Source organism: Anabaena sp. CCY 9910 (assembly GCF_963920875.1).
GTDB lineage: Bacteria > Cyanobacteriota > Cyanobacteriia > Cyanobacteriales > Nostocaceae > Trichormus > Trichormus variabilis.
The window spans coordinates 40721-58365 of the sequence record NZ_CAWUDJ010000009.1 but is presented as its reverse complement, the minus strand read 5'-3'; the positions used below and the strand labels follow the sequence as shown (position 1 = coordinate 58365).

Genomic DNA, 17645 nt, shown 5'->3' with positions numbered 1-17645 from the left:
CATTTTTAATTTTCAATTGAGGATTCCCAATCATAGTTAGTTGCACCATAGGAAAATTTGATCCCCAAGGTCAAGCCGTTTTAGTAGCTATCGGTTGGCTAACTTTGTTATTACGTCACCACGGTAATCAATATAAATCTACACAGAATGTCAAAATCTCAAGATATGTGGGTTTTGGCATTTTAAATTTTGTAGGTGTAGTATTGCCTTGGGCAATTTCACATTTTAAGTTAAGCGCAAGGATAGAGTATGACTTGGCACAAGTTTTTACAGCCTGATTTAATTTTGGCGGGTTCAGTGTTGAACCTCACACCAGATATTATTCAACACCACCAGCTCAAGGGGTTGGTTTTGGATGTAGATGAAACCTTAGTACCAATTACAGTAGGATCAGCTTCACCAGAACTGAGAGAGTGGGTAGAGCAGATTCGCAGCGTCACGGCGCTGTGGTTGGTGAGCAATAACATGAGTGAAGCCCGCATTGGGGGAATTGCCCGTTCTTTGAACTTACCTTATTATTTAGGTGCAGCCAAGCCCTCACGCCGCAAAATTAGGGCGGCACTGCAAGAAATGAATTTACCAGTTGAGCAGGTAGGAATGGTAGGCGATCGCTTATTTACTGATGTTTTAGCTGGTAATCGCTTGGGTATGTTTACCATTCTGGTAGAGCCAATTATCCATCCTGATGCAGCTTTGCGCTCTCATCCTATCCGCAATTTTGAAGTTTGGTTCTCAGAGATTTTAGGAGCTTCTATTAACCCTGAGCATACAAAAAGTTACAAAAATTGACATTTTGTTAAATAACTAAAATCTAAAGAAATAATTAAAGAAATCCATGAACAGCAAAAAATCGGGGATCATAAGTATTAATAACATCGGGTCAGCAATAAAAGACCCTAGTACATAACAAGTAACTATAAATCAGTAAAGCGTCAGCCTTCACTTATAGAGGGACTGGCGCTTTACTATTGAGTAGTTAGTCCAGAGTCCAGAGTCAATAGTCCAAAGTCAATAGTCCAGAGTAAAAACTATTGACCATTGACTATTGACCATTGACTATTGACCATTGACCAATGACCATTGACCAATGACCAAAACAATTGTCGTCAAAATCGGCACATCTAGCCTCACCCAACCAGAAACCGGACAACTAGCCCTCTCCACCATTGCAACTTTGGCGGAAACACTCTCTTATTTAAGACAGCAAGGTAATCAGGTGATTTTAGTCTCCTCTGGGGCTGTGGGAGTCGGTTGTGCGCGGTTGGGTTTAACCGAACGTCCCAAAGCGATCGCCCTCAAACAAGCGGTAGCCGCAGTGGGTCAAGGTCGATTAATGCGCGTATATGACGACTTATTTACTACCTTACAACAGCCGATCGCCCAAGTTTTGCTAACTCGTAGCGATTTGGTACAACGTAGCCGTTATCTCAACGTATACAACACCTTTCGGGAATTACTCGCCTTGGGGGTAATTCCTGTAGTCAACGAGAATGATACCGTTGCGGTGGATGAACTGAAATTTGGTGATAATGATACCCTTTCAGCTTTAGTTGCTAGTCTTGTAGAGGCAGACTGGCTATTTTTACTCACAGACGTAGACCGATTATACTCAGCCGATCCCCGTTCTGTCCCCGATGCCCGACCGATATCTTTAGTGACAAGCATCAAAGAATTAGCAGACTTACAAGTACAAACAGGTTCTCAAGGTTCTCAATGGGGTACTGGGGGAATGATGACAAAAATTTCGGCGGCGAGAATTGCGATCGCGGCGGGAGTGCGTACTGTGATTACTCAAGGACGATACCCCCGCAATATCGAAAAAATTATCCAAGGGGAACTGATTGGAACTCATTTTCAACCCCAACCAGAACCAACTTCCGCCCGTAAACGTTGGATTGCTTACGGTTTAGTCCCGACAGGTAAATTATACTTAGATTCTGGTGCGATCGCCGCCATAGTTAAAGCAGGTAAATCGTTATTGCCAGCAGGAGTTAAAACCGTTGAAGGTGAATTTGAGCCTCAAGATGCAGTACAACTATTAGATCCTCAAGGTAACGAAATTGCTAGAGGACTAGTTAACTATAGCAGCAAAGACTTACAGCAAATTTGTGGTCGTCACTCTAAAGAAATTTCGACTATTTTGGGTTATGTAGGTGCAGAAACCGTGATCCATCGAGATAACTTAGTATTGACGTAGGGGTGTAGGGAAAAGAGATGTTCTCTTGATTAGCTGACTTAAAAGAGAAAAACCCCGATACCTAACGGGGTTAATCTTACTTTAGCCACAAAATTTACCATAAAAAAGTATCAACTAGCACCCTGAAAAATAGGTAAAAGGTAGGAGAACCCACCTTTGTACAGAGCTTATCTTTTAGCCTGGGTTTAATATTACATAAGCATTTGACAAAAATATTACAATCTTATGAAATTTGTGTGTAGATGAACCGAGCGATCGCCTAACTAAACTTATCCTTGAATAATGTCGGTTAATTCAGTATGGTTGCGTCTTACTTCCGACCAAAAAGCTAGCCAAAAAATAACTAACATCAATATAGGCATTCCTATTAATAATGCAGCCATATGACTAGGCATAATATCCGTGACAGTTGTAGGAACGATCGCACTATACCAAAACCAAAGCCAAAACCCTAAAAATGCCATTGCACCAGTATTTACGCTCATCTGCACATGAATTAGGGTTTGGTCGGATTGCTCTTCAAAACGTCCTCGAATCACTGGGAAAAATGAGTGGCGGTAATTAATTATACGAATAATTTGAAAACCCTCTTCAGATATGCTTCCTTGATAGGTAGTGTGTTTCCTGGACAATCTCAACGCTTTCGGGGGTTCAATGTTTGCCTTCAGCCGTTGCAAAACTATCGGCAATGAGTCAGGTGTCACGATTGTCAAGGTCTCGTATGGTAATATTTTCATGGTGCTTTAAGCTACTTGCTGAAAATAAACCCTGATCATCTGCGGAAAACGTCAGCATCAAATTTTTCATTACAGGGTCTTGTTTTGAGTTTTCCCCTAGTCAAGACTTCTCTAACAAGTAGTTAAATGCTATTATTCTGTTCGGAAAACTGCTAGCGATGGGTAGGAGATCGCTTCACCTAACGAGATGCTATCATGGCTAAAGGAAACTATGTATCAGCAGTTTCCTAATTGAATAAATATCTGGAGAGGTGTCCGAGTGGTTGATGGTGACGCACTCGAAATGCGTTTTGGGGAAACCCAACGGGGGTTCAAATCCCCCCCTCTCCGTTTTTTTTACACCATTCTCAATAAGTCAATCACCTCAGTTAGATGATTCTTAGCCTTGTACAGCGCCAGTAGTCTCTCTTGCTGGTATCTATTGGGGGAATTAATCTGTCTACCTTCAAAGAATTACTGAAAACTTCCCGATGAATAAAGAATTAACTCAAGCGATCGCCTTTGGGCATTGTAACCAAATATTTTATCTAAATTACTTAACTACTTGTATTTTGCTCAAGCCAAGTAACTAAATCAGATACATTGGAAAAACTTAAAAATTCTTCTCCCAATGCTTCTAATTCTTCAGTAGATAATGTTTTGATACGCTCCACTATTGATGAATCTATCTCATCAAAGCGTCGATTTAACAGTCGATTTAAAAAACGAAAAGCTTCCTTCTGCTCACCCTTCTGCAAAATATCTTGATAAATAACTGATTCCTGCATAATATCCTCACTTAATAACCGACGAATCAAACCCTTCTCAAACCGCAAACCAGCTAAAATCTCGGTATAGGCTGCTGTATTTTGCCTATGATTACTTAACTACTTATATTTTGCTCAAGCCAAGTAACTAAATCAGATAAAACTGAGAAATCTAGTAATGCTTCTGCCAAAATATCTAGTTTTTCAATAGGCAACAGTTTAATCTGATCAATTAATGACGAATCTATTTCACCAAAACGCCGACTAAGCTGACGTATGATTGTACGTTCCTCACCTCGTTTATCACCCTTCTGCAAAATATCTTGATAAATAACTGATTCCTGCATAATATCCTCGCTTAATAACTGACGAATCAAACCCTTCTCAAACCGCAAACCAGCTAAAATTTCGGTGTAGGCTGCTGTATTTTGCCTTGTCTCTCTATCTGAAATTCTAGCGACTTCCTGAGCAATCTGCGATAATAAATCCCGTGGTGAGTCAGTTTGACACAAAGGTGCTAACGGTAACAATGCCAAATTACCCAAAAATAAGCTAGAATCTTGCTCCCACATTCTGACTGCACGATAGCGATGTATAGTTGTCTCATTCACATACTCTTCAGTAAAAGCAATTTCATCATCTGTCTCCTGCAAAAATATTACTACCTGTACAATTCGACATTTGTACTGACGTTTTAATCTCACAGAATAATCCAGCATTCGGAAAGGAATCGCGGGATTAGACTGTGTTAAAGTCTGAAATTCAATATGCAAAATCAGATTGCCAGTTTGTAAAAAAATCACAGAATCTGCGCGAATAGGCTCTAAACTTAATTCAGTTTTTAAAACCTTAACATTGGTAGATTCTTCACCAATTAACCATCGAATAAAATCTTTTGGATATTTCTCCGCAAGCACCTTACAAACATTATCAAAACTCACAATAAGAACCAAGTTAATATCATGATTATATTATTATTAAATGGGGCTATAGTAGTTCCTGAGTTGGTGAGGTATATTTTCAACTTTACTAACCTTGTTTAATAAGATTTGTGTGTATCTCAGTTGCTTGGTCTTACTGAATCATAGTGTCAGGTTACCGACAAAATCGAAGAGATGGTGAGCTAGTTGCAATTTAGAACAAGATGGGATTGTCACTTGTCTGTCTTGATTATCTAAGAAGATAGCTTGATTATTATCACTACCAAAACCGCTATCTGCTTTGTCGATTGGGTTTGCAACGATCGCATCTAATTTTTTACTATATAACTTTTCTCTAGCTGGTGTAACTATATCCCCTGTCTGGGCAGCAAAACCAATTAAACGCTGATGGGGTTGTTTGAGTTTGCCTAGTTGAGCAACGATATCGGGTACAGGTTCTAAAGGTAAAGACTGGGGGAGCGATCGCTTGGGTAATTTCTCCGTACTATAATCTTGAGGTTTGACATCAGCCACAGCCGCAGACATAACGATGATATCTGCGTTGGGTAAATATTCCAGCATTACCTGTTGCATTTCTTCCGCACTGATAATGGGAATTGCTTGCACACCCAAAGGGACATCCCAACTCGCCACCCCATGCACCAATGTCACCTTTGCGCCACGGTGTAAAGCAGCTTGGGCTAAAGCCAGTCCCATTTTACCTGTGGAAGGATTACCAATAAACCTTACCGGGTCAAGATACTCCCTTGTACCCCCCGCACTAATCAAAATTCGCTTCCCAACTAAATCTCTTTTACCTTGAGTATGTAATAGGGATTGAGTGTAAGCCAAAATTTCTGGAGGTTCGGCCATTCTACCAGCACCGACGCGATCGCACGCTAATAATCCCGATGCTGTACCAATACCATGATATCTGCTATCTGTTAACAACTGCTGCCAATTACGCTGCACCGTTAACTGTTCCCACATATCAGTATTCATCGCCGGCGCTAACAATACGGGACAAGTGGAAGCTAACACCGTATTGGTAAGTAAATTATCAGCCAGCCCGTAAGTTAATTTAGCTAAGGTATTAGCTGTGAGGGGAGCAATTAGCAACAAATCCGCCCACTCACCCAACTCGATATGCAACGGACGAGAGTGAGTAGGCTGCCAAAAATCATCATCTGTATAAGCAGGGTGACGGGAGAGGGTGGATAAAGTCAAAGGCGTAATAAATTCCCGCGCGGAACGAGTCACAATAACTCGGACTTCCACCCCAGATTTAAATAAACTTGAAACGACCTCACAAACTTTGTAGGCTGCAATACCGCCACCCACAGCAACGATAACTCTACCTTTTCGATTGTCGGCTTGCGGTTGAGGATGAGCCATAACAAAAACCGAATATTAAGGAGTTAGGTATAATTCTTAGTTACGAATTATTTCTAACTCCTGATTATCAAAATACCTATGCTTCGTCGTAGGGTTCCAAATCTAACAGATGGATGTAAGATTCTACCAACTCTGGACGCTGAAAAGCGATCGCCCGCAGTAGATGCCAGTCATTTAAACCATCAAAAGCATTGCTGTAATTGTCCATCTCTAGACGAGTAGCCAGTTCCTCCACCTCTGCTGCGGTCATGGCAGCAATTTCTTTTTTGGAAATGCTTAAAGTTTTCATAATGCTTGCCCCTCCCTTATGCAGCATTTGCACCCAGCACGGGTTAAGTGGCGCTGTAAAGTGCCACTCAATCTATCTTACTCACTAGATGGCATGGAATTCCTAAAATTTTTCAGGATTTATACCATATTTTGTAAAAAAATTGTAACTCAGACTAAACAAGTGCATTCACAATGAAATTTCTGGCTACATTTAACATTTCTAAATTGATTTCATGCCCTGTATCAAATTCATGATATTGGACGGGAACACCTAGTGATTCTACGGTTGTGCGTGCTTTGATAGCAGCTTGCAGGGGGACAACTTCATCCCTTGTACCATGTAGGATCAGAGTTGAAGGGATATTAGTATTATCTGGGCTAATAGCTTCAGGATGTAAATACCCGCTCATTACCACCAAACCAGCTAAAGGTAATTTTGAGCCGACATCAAAAGTCATCGCCCCGCCTTGAGAAAATCCACTTAAGATAGTGCGGGATAAAGGCACACCAGTACTACTTTCTAAAGAAAGCACAAAATCTTTCAGCAGTTCCCGACTTTCTGCCAATCCCTCATACATATTTTCTTGTCTTAGGTCATACCATGACCTACCAAGGGGAGTATAAGGATATGGATAAGGTGCATTGGGAAAGACAAACTGGTAATCAGGCAAATTGAAATAGGGCAATAAAGATGCCACATCCTCAGCATTAGCACCCCAACCATGCAAAGTCACAACTAAGCCGGCGGGTGTTTGAGAGTTAGCTGGGGGAACGGTAGTGAATTGCAAAGACAGAGGTTTGCTCCTAAAATCTGATACTCCTCATAAATCCTATCTCTTTTGGAATACTGGTTATAGTGGGTTTCTATCTTCGTCAAATTTATCTTTAAAGAATTTACTCAAAAATATAGTTCACATGAATTTCACATTATATCCGTATTTTTATTGATTTCTTTTTAAAAAAGCATACTGTGATTATGATAAATTTGCTGTGGTTTTACTAATTCTTTACCAAAAGTTAATAGGCAATAATTGGTGATTTCCGTACCCAAATTATCTTGCGGAGATAAAAACCTTAAATCCCTAATCGGCGTTTTCAGTATATACCTACGGAGAAAAAAAATTATAAAAGAGTGTGCAACGATGATTCATGATTTGAAAAAGTTTGCTGTGGCTATTTTGTTAGTAGAATCAGGATTAATATTTCTTTCAGGACGACCTGCGATAGCTTTTAAGTTAACCCGCGATGGTCATTTAGGAATTACTTCGGATGCAGTTAAACCAATATCTGTAACGATAGATGGCAAGACACTCAAATTCTCTGACAAAGCACTTGACCAAATCATAGAAGCCAATAAAGATACAGACAGTGTCATATTTCCCAACAATCAAGCTAGGGCTGACTTTCACTTTGATGATGAATCTTTTTTAGCTGCTACAACACGCATACTTAACTTAAAACAAGAGGTCATTGATAACATTATAAAAGCTCAACCAGATGGTTCTGCTGCACGTCAAGCATTAGGTGGAGCTTTGCATACAATTCAAGATTTCTATGCTCATACTAATTGGGTAGAACTAGGCAATACTACTATTGATACTCGACTTGGAAGATCAACATTTGCTGGATTACCTTTAACTACACCAACTTCTCCTCTTGGCGATCCATCTACTCTTTTACCTGGATTAACAGACCTGACATCAGGCTATTTTGTATCGGGTGGAATAACTAGTCCAGCACCTTGTGCCGCACCACCAGGGAAAACTAATCATGGTGCCATTCCAATAGCCTGTCCTGAAGGTCTTAATAAAGATGATTCCAGCCGCCCTGGTTTCCCTCAAGCTAGGAATTTAGCCGTTCAAGCAAGTTCAGATTTTATTAATCAGATTTTGCAAGCACCAGGGGTCAAAAATGAATTTAAACCTATACAGGCATTAATGGGTTTAACAGGCACTCTTGGTTTCGTTATAGATACCACTGGTAGCATGGGATCTGTAATCGGACAAGTGAAAAACCAAGTTACAAGAGCTGTTAACAGTATTCAAGATAAAACTGAAGTACCTGAATATTTGCTGCAAACTTTTAATGATCCTAGTGTTGGTACTCCTTTTGTAACCCAAGATCCTAAAACGCTGCTTGCAGCAGTCAACAGCCTTAGTGTTGGAGGAGGAGGTGATTGTCCTGAATTATCAATGACAGGAACTTTGCGAGCAGTAGAAGCTAGTTTACCCAACTCTAATCTTTTTGTATTTACCGATGCTACTTCTAAAGATGGAAGTTTAAGTTCTCAGGTTGCTACCAAAGCAGGTGCGAAGAATACAAAAGTTAATTTTCTTTTAAATGGCTCTTGTTCTCCTATTGATCCTGCATACATAGAAGTTGCTCAAAAAACAGGAGGTCAACTATTTTCTCTCAATACCTTTGAAATTGGCTCTGCTTTTAATTTAATCGAACCTTACTTGTCAAGCAATTTAACATGGTGACACGATTAAACTAATAGACCTGCTAGGAGGAGATCCAGAAGCCACAGACTATGAATTTGTGGGAAAATTTAAAATTCCTACTACTCCTTTTAAGCTGGCTGTTAGTGGTTTAGACAATAACGATAAATTTTACCAGCGAGTTCTGCCACGTATATTTACTGCTTCTACTCAAAGCGTTCCTGAATCTTCTTCAACTCTAGGATTACTGATTTTTGGTGGTGTCAGTATAGCTCATTTAAAGTTGAGATTAAAGCGTAATTAATCTCATAGGAAGCCTATACTCGGTCAGCAAATGCAAATTAGCTAATTGTTGATCATAATTTTGCTGATTTTACAAGAAAGCAGGGGATAAAGATAATTAAAACAATCTTTATCTCTTTTTTGTTTGCCCTACTTTATCTTTCCACAGGTAATCCCTAAAGACTTGAAGAAGTTTGCAGTCTATCTCTAAAAAGTGAGAATGGTCTTGAAGTGAACCCTGGGTTATGTAAGAATTGGAGTCTTTCGCATCTAAGGAATTGAGACATGGCGCGTCTAGCACTGCTGAGTGTATCTAATAAAACTGGTTTAATTGACCTAGCTCGTCGCTTGGTGGAAGAATTTGAATTTGATTTAATCAGCAGTGGGGGGACAGCCCAAGCCCTTAAGGATGCGGGAATACCTGTAACGAAGGTTTCAGAATATACGGATTCGCCAGAGATTTTGGGTGGACGGGTGAAAACTCTTCATCCCCGGATTCATGGGGGGATTTTAGCCCGGCGGGATGTAGCTAGTGATTTGACAGATTTGGAAAATAACCAAATTCGCCCGATTGATTTGGTGGTGGTGAATCTTTATCCCTTTGAGGAAACTATTGCTAAACCAGGGGTGACGTTGGCGGAAGCCGTGGAACAAATTGATATTGGCGGCCCGGCAATGTTACGGGCATCATCAAAGAATTTTGCCCATCTGACGGTATTATGTGATCCGGCGCAGTATGATGAATATCTGCAAGAATTACGGCAAAATAACGGGGAAGTTTCCTTAGAATTTCGTCAAAAGGCGGCGTTGAAGGGGTTTTTGCATACGGCGAGTTATGATAGCGCGATCGCCTCTTACCTCGCAGGTACACAACAGCACACCCTAAGCGGGACTGAATTACAATCTCTGCGTTACGGTGAGAATCCCCATCAGCCAGCAGCTTGGTATCAAACTGGGACTACGCCAACAGGGTGGACAGCAGCCAAGAAACTGCAAGGAAAAGAACTCAGTTACAATAATTTAGTTGACTTAGAAGCTGCCCGACGAATTATTGCAGAGTTCACTGATACACCAGCCGCTACCATCATCAAACATACTAATCCTTGCGGTACGGCATTGGCGGATACCATTGTGGAAGCTTATCAAAAAGCTTTTAATGCTGATGCTACTTCGGCCTTTGGGGGAATTGTCGCCCTGAATCGTCCCATTGATGCAGCGACAGCCAGCGAATTAACTAAGACGTTTTTAGAATGTGTCGTTGCGCCTGATTGCGATGCAGAAGCCCAAAAAATCCTCTCCAAGAAATCTAATGTGCGGGTGTTGACTTTGGCTGATTTGATTACCGGGCCTAAAACTTTAGTCAAACAAATTTCTGGGGGTTTCCTTGTGCAGGCTGCGGATGATATTGTTGCTGATACAAGTCAATGGCAAGTAGTCACAGAACGCCAACCTACACCCGATGAATTAGCAGAATTGCTGTTTGCATGGAAAGTTTGCAAACACGTTAAATCTAACGCTATTGTTGTGACAAGCGATCGCACTACTCTAGGTGTAGGTGCAGGACAAATGAACCGCATTGGTTCAACGAAAATTGCCTTAGAACAAGCTGGAGACAAAGCTAAAGGTGCAATCCTCGCCAGCGATGGATTTTTCCCCTTTGATGATACCGTGAGAACCGCCGCCGCCGCCGGCATTAGCGCCATTGTCCAGCCAGGGGGAAGTCTGCGGGATCAAGATTCTGTCAAGGCTGCCAATGAACTCGGTTTGTTGATGGTGTTGACTGGGGTGCGTCACTTTTTACATTAGGAGACAAGGGGATAACTTACTTTAATATTTTCGCTCAGTCCCCAGTCCCCAGTCCCCAGTCCCCAATCCCTCACAATGGTGCAGTTAGGAAAGTGTCACTGATAACATTAGCTTTGGTTTCAAGGCGGTGTTATCTTCTAATAGTGTGAGGAGCAAGTTGAAATTAAGAGCGCTTAGAGTGGAAACACGGTAACACTTCTGGGCGCTTTTTAATTGAAATACTAGATGGCAAAATTACGAATAATACCAATTCAATTAATGATTGCAACACATCCTTGGGTGAAGACGCGATTCATCGCGTCTCTACAGATGGTTTATTTGTCGGATGCTTTTTTCAAATTGGTATTACTTTGAATTAGATTGGCTATGACTGTGGCTAGTTCCGATGGTTCTACAGGCTTGGTTAGATGCCTTTGGAAGCCAGCAGACATAATCTTTTGAAAGTTGGTTTCGCCAGCAAAGGCGGTGAGGGCGATCGCTGGTAGTTTTGTGCCTAATGCTACTTCCATACTTCTGATTTGCTTAATCAGCATATAGCCGTCAACTTCTGGCATTCCAATATCACTTAATAATAAATCTGGTTTGCTTTGGGCGATCGCCTCCAATGCTTCATTTGCTGAATTGACTGCCTTAACTTCCACTCCATACTGTTCCAAAATAAAACTCAGTAGTTCTAAAGTATCAGCATCATCGTCTACAACTACCATTTGCAAGCCTTGTAGATTTGGGGTGGTGTCAGCCACAAAATGCTCTTCGTAGATTTGCGAAACAGCAATTAGGGGTAGTTTGACGGTAAATGTTGTGCCTAATCCTTCACCTGGGCTTGTTACCTGGACAGAACCACCGTGGAGTTCTACAAGATGACGGACTATGGCTAACCCTAACCCTAATCCACCGAATTTTCTCGTTGTCACCTCGTCGGCTTGGCGGAAGCGTTCAAACACATAGGGGAGAAAGTCGAGACTAATACCTTTTCCTGTATCCCTGACTTGAATGTGGGCTAAAGAACCAACTCTTTCTAGCTTGACTTCTATCTCACCACCTTCCGGTGTAAATTTTACGGCGTTACTCAGTAGATTCCACACAACTTGTTGTAAACGGTTGGGATCGCCTTCAACTCTACACACACTGGCAGTCAAATCCGTTTGGATGTGAATCGATTTACTTTCAGCCGTTAAGCGTACAGTTTCCAATGCTGCTTCGATGGTGGTTACCAAGTCAACAGTGCAGACATTCAAACTCAGCTTACCGCGTAAAATTCGGGAAACATCGAGTAAATCGTCGATTAACCGGGCTTGTAATTTGGCATTGCGTTCGATAACTTCTAGGGCTTGATTAGTCTTGAGTGTATCCAGTTTGCGACTCTTGAGGAGTTTTGCCCAACCGAGAATAGGGTTGAGAGGCGATCGCAACTCGTGAGAGACTATTGCCAAGAAATCATCTTTCATCCGGTTGGCTCGTTCTAATTCTATCCTGGCGGCACGTTCCTGTTCCCACGCCTGAGCGCGTTCTTCAATTGCTAGCTTTTGGTCGTGAATATCTGTGCAGGAACCAAACCATTTCACCATTCGATCATTTTCATCTCTTAGTGGAAAGGCTCTACCTAAATGCCAACGATATTCCCCGTCAGCAGCACGACGCAAACGATACTCAATATCATAGTTTTTGCCAGTATAGAGGCTATCTTGCCATTGTTCTATGGTGCGTTGCACATCATCGGGATGGAGAATCTTTTGCCACCCTTCGCCTTGGGTTTGTTCTAACGTTGTTCCTGTATAGTCATACCAACGTTGATTGAAATACTCATGGTAGCCATTAGGCTGGGTAATCCAAAACATTTGCGGCATGGTGTCCGCTAATGTGCGGAACATCAATTCACTTTGTTGTAATGCTGCTTCTGCTTGTTTGCGAGCAGTTAAATCGAGAATAAAGCACACCCATGTTAAAGGAGTGGAACTTAATCGGGCAGCACCTAATAAAATAGGAACACGAGAGCCGTCTTTACGGATATATTCTTTCTCAAAGGGAATGCAGAACCCAGCGTTGATGACTTCTTGTACCTTGGCTTGATCCAGTTCACTGTATTCTAGTGGAGTCATGTCTTGCCAACGCAACTTTCCTGTGAGCAAGTCTTCCTGGGTATAGCCCACAATTTTCAGGAAGGCATCGTTAGCAAAATTAATTCGCTCTGAATCTGCCTCAATAATGCCAATAATGCTCGATTGCAATAACTGTTTTAGTCGAGCCTCGCTTTGCTGTAGCGCTGCTTCTGCCTGTTTGCGCTCAGTCACATCGATATTCACTCCCACCATCCGTAATGGCTGACCATGATCATCATAGAAAACTCTGGCTCTCGACTGTAGCCAACAAAGGCTTCCATCCTGACGAATGATGCGAAAATCACTAAAAAATTCCTTCGAGCCTGTGTTCAACAATTCCTGTAATTCCACTTTTACCCTAGCTAAATCATCGGGATGAACGCATTTTGCCCAATCTTCAAAAGTACCGCCAAACTCACCAGGCTGCAAACCATAAATTTCTTCTAACTCTTGTGACCAAATATTGATATTACTAGCCAATTTCCAGTCAAAACTGCCAATTTTTCCAGACTTCTGTGCTAAATCGAGCCATTCTTGTTTTTGTTGTAACAAAGACATTAACTGTTGGCGTTCAGTGACATCCAAAAATGCCCCAATCACTCCCCGGACATTACCATCTGGATCGCACAAGGGGGTAGCCTTACCGTAAATATGCCGTACATCCTCCGGGCTGAAGACAAATTCAACCTCCGCCTCCACTTCTTGCCCAGTCAGTCCGGCTTGCTGCATTGCCAACTCATTCAGAGGAACATCTTGACCATTTTTTTGGATTTTAAAAGGAAAGGGATATCCTCCACTGGCCGGGGTTGCGGTCATCACAGAACCTGCTGGTACTCGCATCATTTCATAAGCAGCACGATTGACACTCATGGAATGGCAATGAGGATCATGTGCAATCCAGACAGCAGCCGGCACAGTCTCCATAATCGTTTCGAGTTCTTCTGCCCGTGCTTTCGCTAGTGCTTCACTTTGCCTTAAAGCGGCTTCTACCCGTTTACGCTCAGTAATATCTACATTCACTGTGATTGCATTCACTATCGTTCCAGTGGCATCACAGATGGGTACGGCAGAGTTGAGGATGGTTTTCCGCTCGCCATTAAATGTTTCAATATCAATCTCTTCCCCAATTATCGCCTCACCCGTAGCTAGGGTACGGGCTAGAGTCCATTCTTCTGCTGCCAGGGGTTGACCTGTATCCGGCCACCATCCTTTATATTGATGATATTGGCTAGTATTGTCGAGCAATGGCGCATCTTCTCCCCAAATCGCTTTTGCCCCAGGATTAATTTCTAAAAGCTGTCCTTTAGCGTCGGAAATCACTACTCCCATTGGCAGAATATCAAGAATGGCGCGTAGGCGTTGGCGTTCGAGGTCAGGTTTTGCTTGTTTCTGCTTATGCTCTGTAATATCAGTCAGTATGGCAATGGCACTAGAAAATTGTCCGTGCTTATCCAGTATGGAACTAAGCGAAACAATTACCCAAAGTGATGCTCCATCATGGCGTTGTAAACGTACATCAAACTGCTGTTTAGTTTGTTGATAATACTTTTGCTGTTGCTCTAGCCATTGCTCAATTTCCAAACGCGCCTGGGGTTCCAGAAAACTGAAAATTGAGCATTTGCTGATTTGTTCAACGCTGTAACCAAGCATTTGGGCTAGCTGATGGTTGACATATTCTGTCTTTCCTTCACTGTCAAATATCCAAATACCTTCATTGGCTGTCTCTAACAAGTGGCGATAATTTACTTTCAACTTAGCCAGTTGTACCTCAGACATTTCCCTTGCAGTACGCAATTGCAAATTTAATGAACTAATTAATACTGCTACAGAAGCAAACACGATTAAATTGAGTAAATCATTACCTTGGCTAACTGCTATTGAGTTGAATGGTGTATTAAAAAAGTAATTCTTAACTAAAAGAGCCAAGACTGTAGCAACTAAACCTGGTACTAATCCGCCGTACCAACTACTAAAGACTACAGATGCAAAAAACAGTGGTGAAATCTCTATTAAATATCTTCCCAGCGTTAAACCTAGCAACAGCGACAATAATACCGACACAATAGAGATACAGTAACGCTGCAAATGAGAGCGCTGGATATTTGACATACTGCGATTAATCCTTGGCAGTAGAGTTTTTATGAGAAATCAAGTTTTTTTTGCAAGAGGCAACAATCTTGAGATATATATTGCAGATTGATTAGTCTAAAATTTTACTTTTGAAGTAGGGGACAGGGAAATAGGTAACTTTTATAACTTGGTGTTTTACAAAGTTCATACATACAACTTCATCTCTTCCAGAGCTTTGTTTGGCAGTTTAGTTAATGTTGCCTTTAAAATTATAGCTTTGTTGGATTCACATACTGTTTCGCTAAAATCAGCCTAATGGGGGAACAAGTGAGCTATATGTTAAGAATCTTTACTCAGTTATTACCGATCCCAATATTTTGTTTAAAGAATTCATAAAGAGTCACACATTATACTTGTCTTCTCAAAGAATAAGTGATACCTTCTAGTTGTGTGTGAGGAGCAAGTTAAAAATAGAAAGCGCCTGGGGTGGAAACACGGCAACACTCCCAGGCGCTTTTTTATGGTGCTGTGCGTATTCAGTTGTCCCCCTGGATAGGAATGTTCAAATTTCAGCAAAATACTCCTATTTTGTGCAGATAGCAAACTGTCACAGGATAGATTTACTATTGATGATCGCAAGTGCTATTGTTTATTTGTGTGTGAGGAGCAAGTTAAAAATAAAAAGCGCCTGGGGTGGAAACACGGCAACACTCCCAGGCGCTTTTTAATTGAGGCTACCCTGAGACTTTTCTGTGCAGTTGGCAAAGTGTCATGCAATATACTTGCTAAATAAAATAACAAGTGATATCTTCTAGTTGTGTGTGAGGAGCAAGTTAAAAATAAAAAGCATCTGGGGTGGAAACACGGCAACACTCCCAGGTGCTTTTTAGTTATTGGCAAATTGTTAATTTTTAACGAAAGTCCACTCTAGCACCTTGATGGGAGCGGTTTGTAGTGCTTGAGTTAGTTTGGCGTTACTGGCAAATTGAACCTTTTGTAAGTCGCAAGCTTCGACATTGACCGTAAACTTATCGTCTTCAAAGGGCCAGGGTTTGACTGTTACCAAATTATCGCTGCGTTGCATAATGTCATAGCGTTGACCATCAGGCCCTTGACTAATTTCTAAAAACCGTTCATCGGCAGGTAGTTCTTTTTGACATAAGATGAGAGATAGGCGATCGCACCACTGCATGAACGCATACGCTCCATCTACCTCATCTTCTTCTATCCCCAGTTCTTCACGCCAACGCTGTTGATTTTCTAGTTGTTCATCTAAAAAAGCGTCTAACTCGGCCGACTGGCCGCGTTTTGGTTCCGTCAAGCGGCTAATGTGCATAGAAATTAATAAAGTTACCCATCGTCCCCGGTAACGCGCATTTTTAATGAGACTCGCCAATTTTTCCACAGAAGCTTCTTTGTTCATCATGAAATCCATTGGCGCGCCTGCTTCAGTCAAATTATCTTCCTCCCATTCTTTCTCTAAATCATCATGATGAGAAATTGCGGCTAAGGTTTCGTATATTCTGGTTGGAGCGTTTTTCCGTTGCCATTGTCCTGCTATTTGCGCTGCTAACAAGGCGTGGGAACGATGATAAATCACTTCCCATCCGGTTGGTGTTGCATTCACAATCACAAAATCATCTCCTAAAGTTTAAATTGTGATTTTTCAAATAAATTCAAATATATTTGGGAGGTAAAAAACTAGGATTTACAGGTTAGTGTTTGCATCGTTTAATTGGTAGCTACTATATTACCAGCTACCCTATTTAATAAATTAGTTACCCAACGTAGAAATACATCCGTCGGGTAACTCTATTGATAGACCTTTTTGCACCCCAAACCTAACTAAACTTTAACCACGACATATTGAATTAGGAATGTTTTTCTAGTGGGTTAGCAACATATTTGAATGTTGGCTCAGAGTTCCAAGGGCCACGTTCGTCATGACCGTTTCCATTGGATGATAAGTTATAGTAGAGCGCCACTGTTTCGTCGGGTTGGACATTACCAAAGAATGGATCTGTCAATTTACCCAGTGAATCTAAAGCTTTCATAAACATCTGGGTATGAGAGATTTCTCGTGTGAGGAGATGAACTAGAGTTTGCTTAGTTCCTTCATCTGGTGATAGTTTGATTAGCTCTTCGTAGGTTTGACGCGCGCCAGCTTCAGCTGCAATGTTCGCTCTCAAATCCCGAACTACGTCTCCACCTTCATTGAGGTAACTTGCTGTCCAAGCATTACCTTGACTATCTAAGAAGTGAGGTCCAATACCCCTTACAGCAAAGAGAGTACTTTTATAAGCCTCTGTTTGATCCACGTTTTTCGTATGAGCTTCGATGAGTTTGCCAACCATCTCTAAATGGCTAAATTCTTCGATGGCAATATCTTGCAGCATATCTTTAATTCCCGCGTTTTCAACGTGGAATGATTGCACCCAGTATTGTAAAGCTGCTGATAGTTCTCCTGTCGCTCCGCCAAATTGCTCTAAGAGTAATTGAGCAAAACGAGGATTTGCTTCACCGATATTTACAACGTGAATCGGTTCTTTCTTGTGAAAAAACATGAATTGCCCCTGTGATTATTTTCAACAAAGAGAAGACTAACCAAACATTCAGTTGCTAGCCATGTATTTAAACTATTCTAGGAAGGCAAAAGTATTTAACTATTCAGAGTCAGTCAAA

General features: G+C 41.4%; 13 protein-coding genes, 1 tRNA gene and 1 pseudogene. 6 read left to right on the top strand and 9 right to left on the bottom strand.

Translation table 11 applies throughout. The features are described 5' to 3' along the window. Positions 1–249: 249 nt before the first annotated feature. Both ACM5QX_RS09705 and proB read left to right on the top strand, forming a co-directional pair. Positions 250–789: a YqeG family HAD IIIA-type phosphatase gene (locus ACM5QX_RS09705; RefSeq protein ID WP_011320501.1), complete on the top strand. Its 540-nt coding sequence runs from the start codon at positions 250–252 to the stop codon at positions 787–789. 298 nt (positions 790–1087) lie between these two features. Beyond that, a complete protein-coding gene (proB, locus tag ACM5QX_RS09700) occupies positions 1088–2197 on the top strand; it encodes a glutamate 5-kinase (RefSeq protein WP_414753337.1) in 1110 nt (369 codons plus the stop codon). 269 nt (positions 2198–2466) lie between these two features. Here proB and ACM5QX_RS09695 read toward each other — a convergent pair whose 3' ends face one another. After that, the gene (locus ACM5QX_RS09695; RefSeq protein WP_414753336.1) at positions 2467–2934 is read right to left on the bottom strand and encodes a hypothetical protein; all 468 of its coding nucleotides are present in this window, start codon (positions 2932–2934) and stop codon (positions 2467–2469) included. Between the two features lie 245 nt (positions 2935–3179). Here ACM5QX_RS09695 and ACM5QX_RS09690 point away from each other — a divergent pair. Further along, positions 3180–3264, top strand: a tRNA-Ser gene (locus ACM5QX_RS09690). A 206-nt stretch (positions 3265–3470) separates the two neighbouring features. On the opposite strand, the pseudogene ACM5QX_RS09685 reads toward ACM5QX_RS09690, so the two are convergent. The 5 genes and pseudogenes from ACM5QX_RS09685 to ACM5QX_RS09665 form a co-directional block, all read right to left on the bottom strand. Further along, positions 3471–3788 (bottom strand): annotated as a pseudogene (locus tag ACM5QX_RS09685) (DUF4351 domain-containing protein); the annotation flags it as partial. A gap of 8 nt (positions 3789–3796) precedes the next feature. After that, positions 3797–4621, bottom strand: a complete 825-nt coding sequence (locus tag ACM5QX_RS09680) for an Rpn family recombination-promoting nuclease/putative transposase (RefSeq protein ID WP_414753335.1) — start codon at positions 4619–4621, stop codon at positions 3797–3799. Between the two features lie 141 nt (positions 4622–4762). Continuing rightward, positions 4763–5995, bottom strand: coding sequence for a bifunctional phosphopantothenoylcysteine decarboxylase/phosphopantothenate--cysteine ligase CoaBC (gene coaBC, locus ACM5QX_RS09675; protein ID WP_414753334.1), 1233 nt, complete (start codon positions 5993–5995; stop codon positions 4763–4765). Positions 5996–6071: 76 nt separating this feature from the next. Next, positions 6072–6284, bottom strand: coding sequence for a DUF2555 domain-containing protein (locus ACM5QX_RS09670; protein ID WP_011320507.1), 213 nt, complete (start codon positions 6282–6284; stop codon positions 6072–6074). Between the two features lie 154 nt (positions 6285–6438). Next, on the bottom strand, positions 6439–7053 hold the full coding sequence (locus tag ACM5QX_RS09665) for an alpha/beta hydrolase (RefSeq protein ID WP_414753333.1): 615 nt from the start codon (positions 7051–7053) through the stop codon (positions 6439–6441). A 243-nt stretch (positions 7054–7296) separates the two neighbouring features. Here ACM5QX_RS09665 and ACM5QX_RS09660 point away from each other — a divergent pair, with 243 nt between their 5' ends. From ACM5QX_RS09660 to purH, 3 genes are all read left to right on the top strand, one after another. After that, entirely contained in the window at positions 7297–8748 is a 1452-nt protein-coding gene (locus ACM5QX_RS09660) for a hypothetical protein (RefSeq protein WP_414753332.1), read from the top strand. A 58-nt stretch (positions 8749–8806) separates the two neighbouring features. Further along, the gene (locus ACM5QX_RS09655; RefSeq protein WP_414753331.1) at positions 8807–9010 is read left to right on the top strand and encodes a hypothetical protein; all 204 of its coding nucleotides are present in this window, start codon (positions 8807–8809) and stop codon (positions 9008–9010) included. Between the two features lie 263 nt (positions 9011–9273). Next, complete coding sequence (gene purH, locus ACM5QX_RS09650) at positions 9274–10794, top strand: bifunctional phosphoribosylaminoimidazolecarboxamide formyltransferase/IMP cyclohydrolase (protein WP_414753330.1); 1521 nt, start codon at positions 9274–9276, stop codon at positions 10792–10794. A 314-nt stretch (positions 10795–11108) separates the two neighbouring features. On the opposite strand, the gene ACM5QX_RS09645 is transcribed toward purH, so the two are convergent. The 3 genes from ACM5QX_RS09645 to ACM5QX_RS09635 form a co-directional block, all read right to left on the bottom strand. Next, a complete protein-coding gene (locus ACM5QX_RS09645; protein ID WP_414753329.1) occupies positions 11109–15002 on the bottom strand; it encodes a PAS domain S-box protein in 3894 nt (1297 codons plus the stop codon). A gap of 865 nt (positions 15003–15867) precedes the next feature. Next, a complete protein-coding gene (locus tag ACM5QX_RS09640; protein WP_414753328.1) occupies positions 15868–16596 on the bottom strand; it encodes a DUF3891 family protein in 729 nt (242 codons plus the stop codon). Positions 16597–16834: 238 nt separating this feature from the next. Next, positions 16835–17527: a manganese catalase family protein gene (locus ACM5QX_RS09635; RefSeq protein WP_011320516.1), complete on the bottom strand. Its 693-nt coding sequence runs from the start codon at positions 17525–17527 to the stop codon at positions 16835–16837. Between the last annotated feature and the right edge of the window lie 118 nt (positions 17528–17645).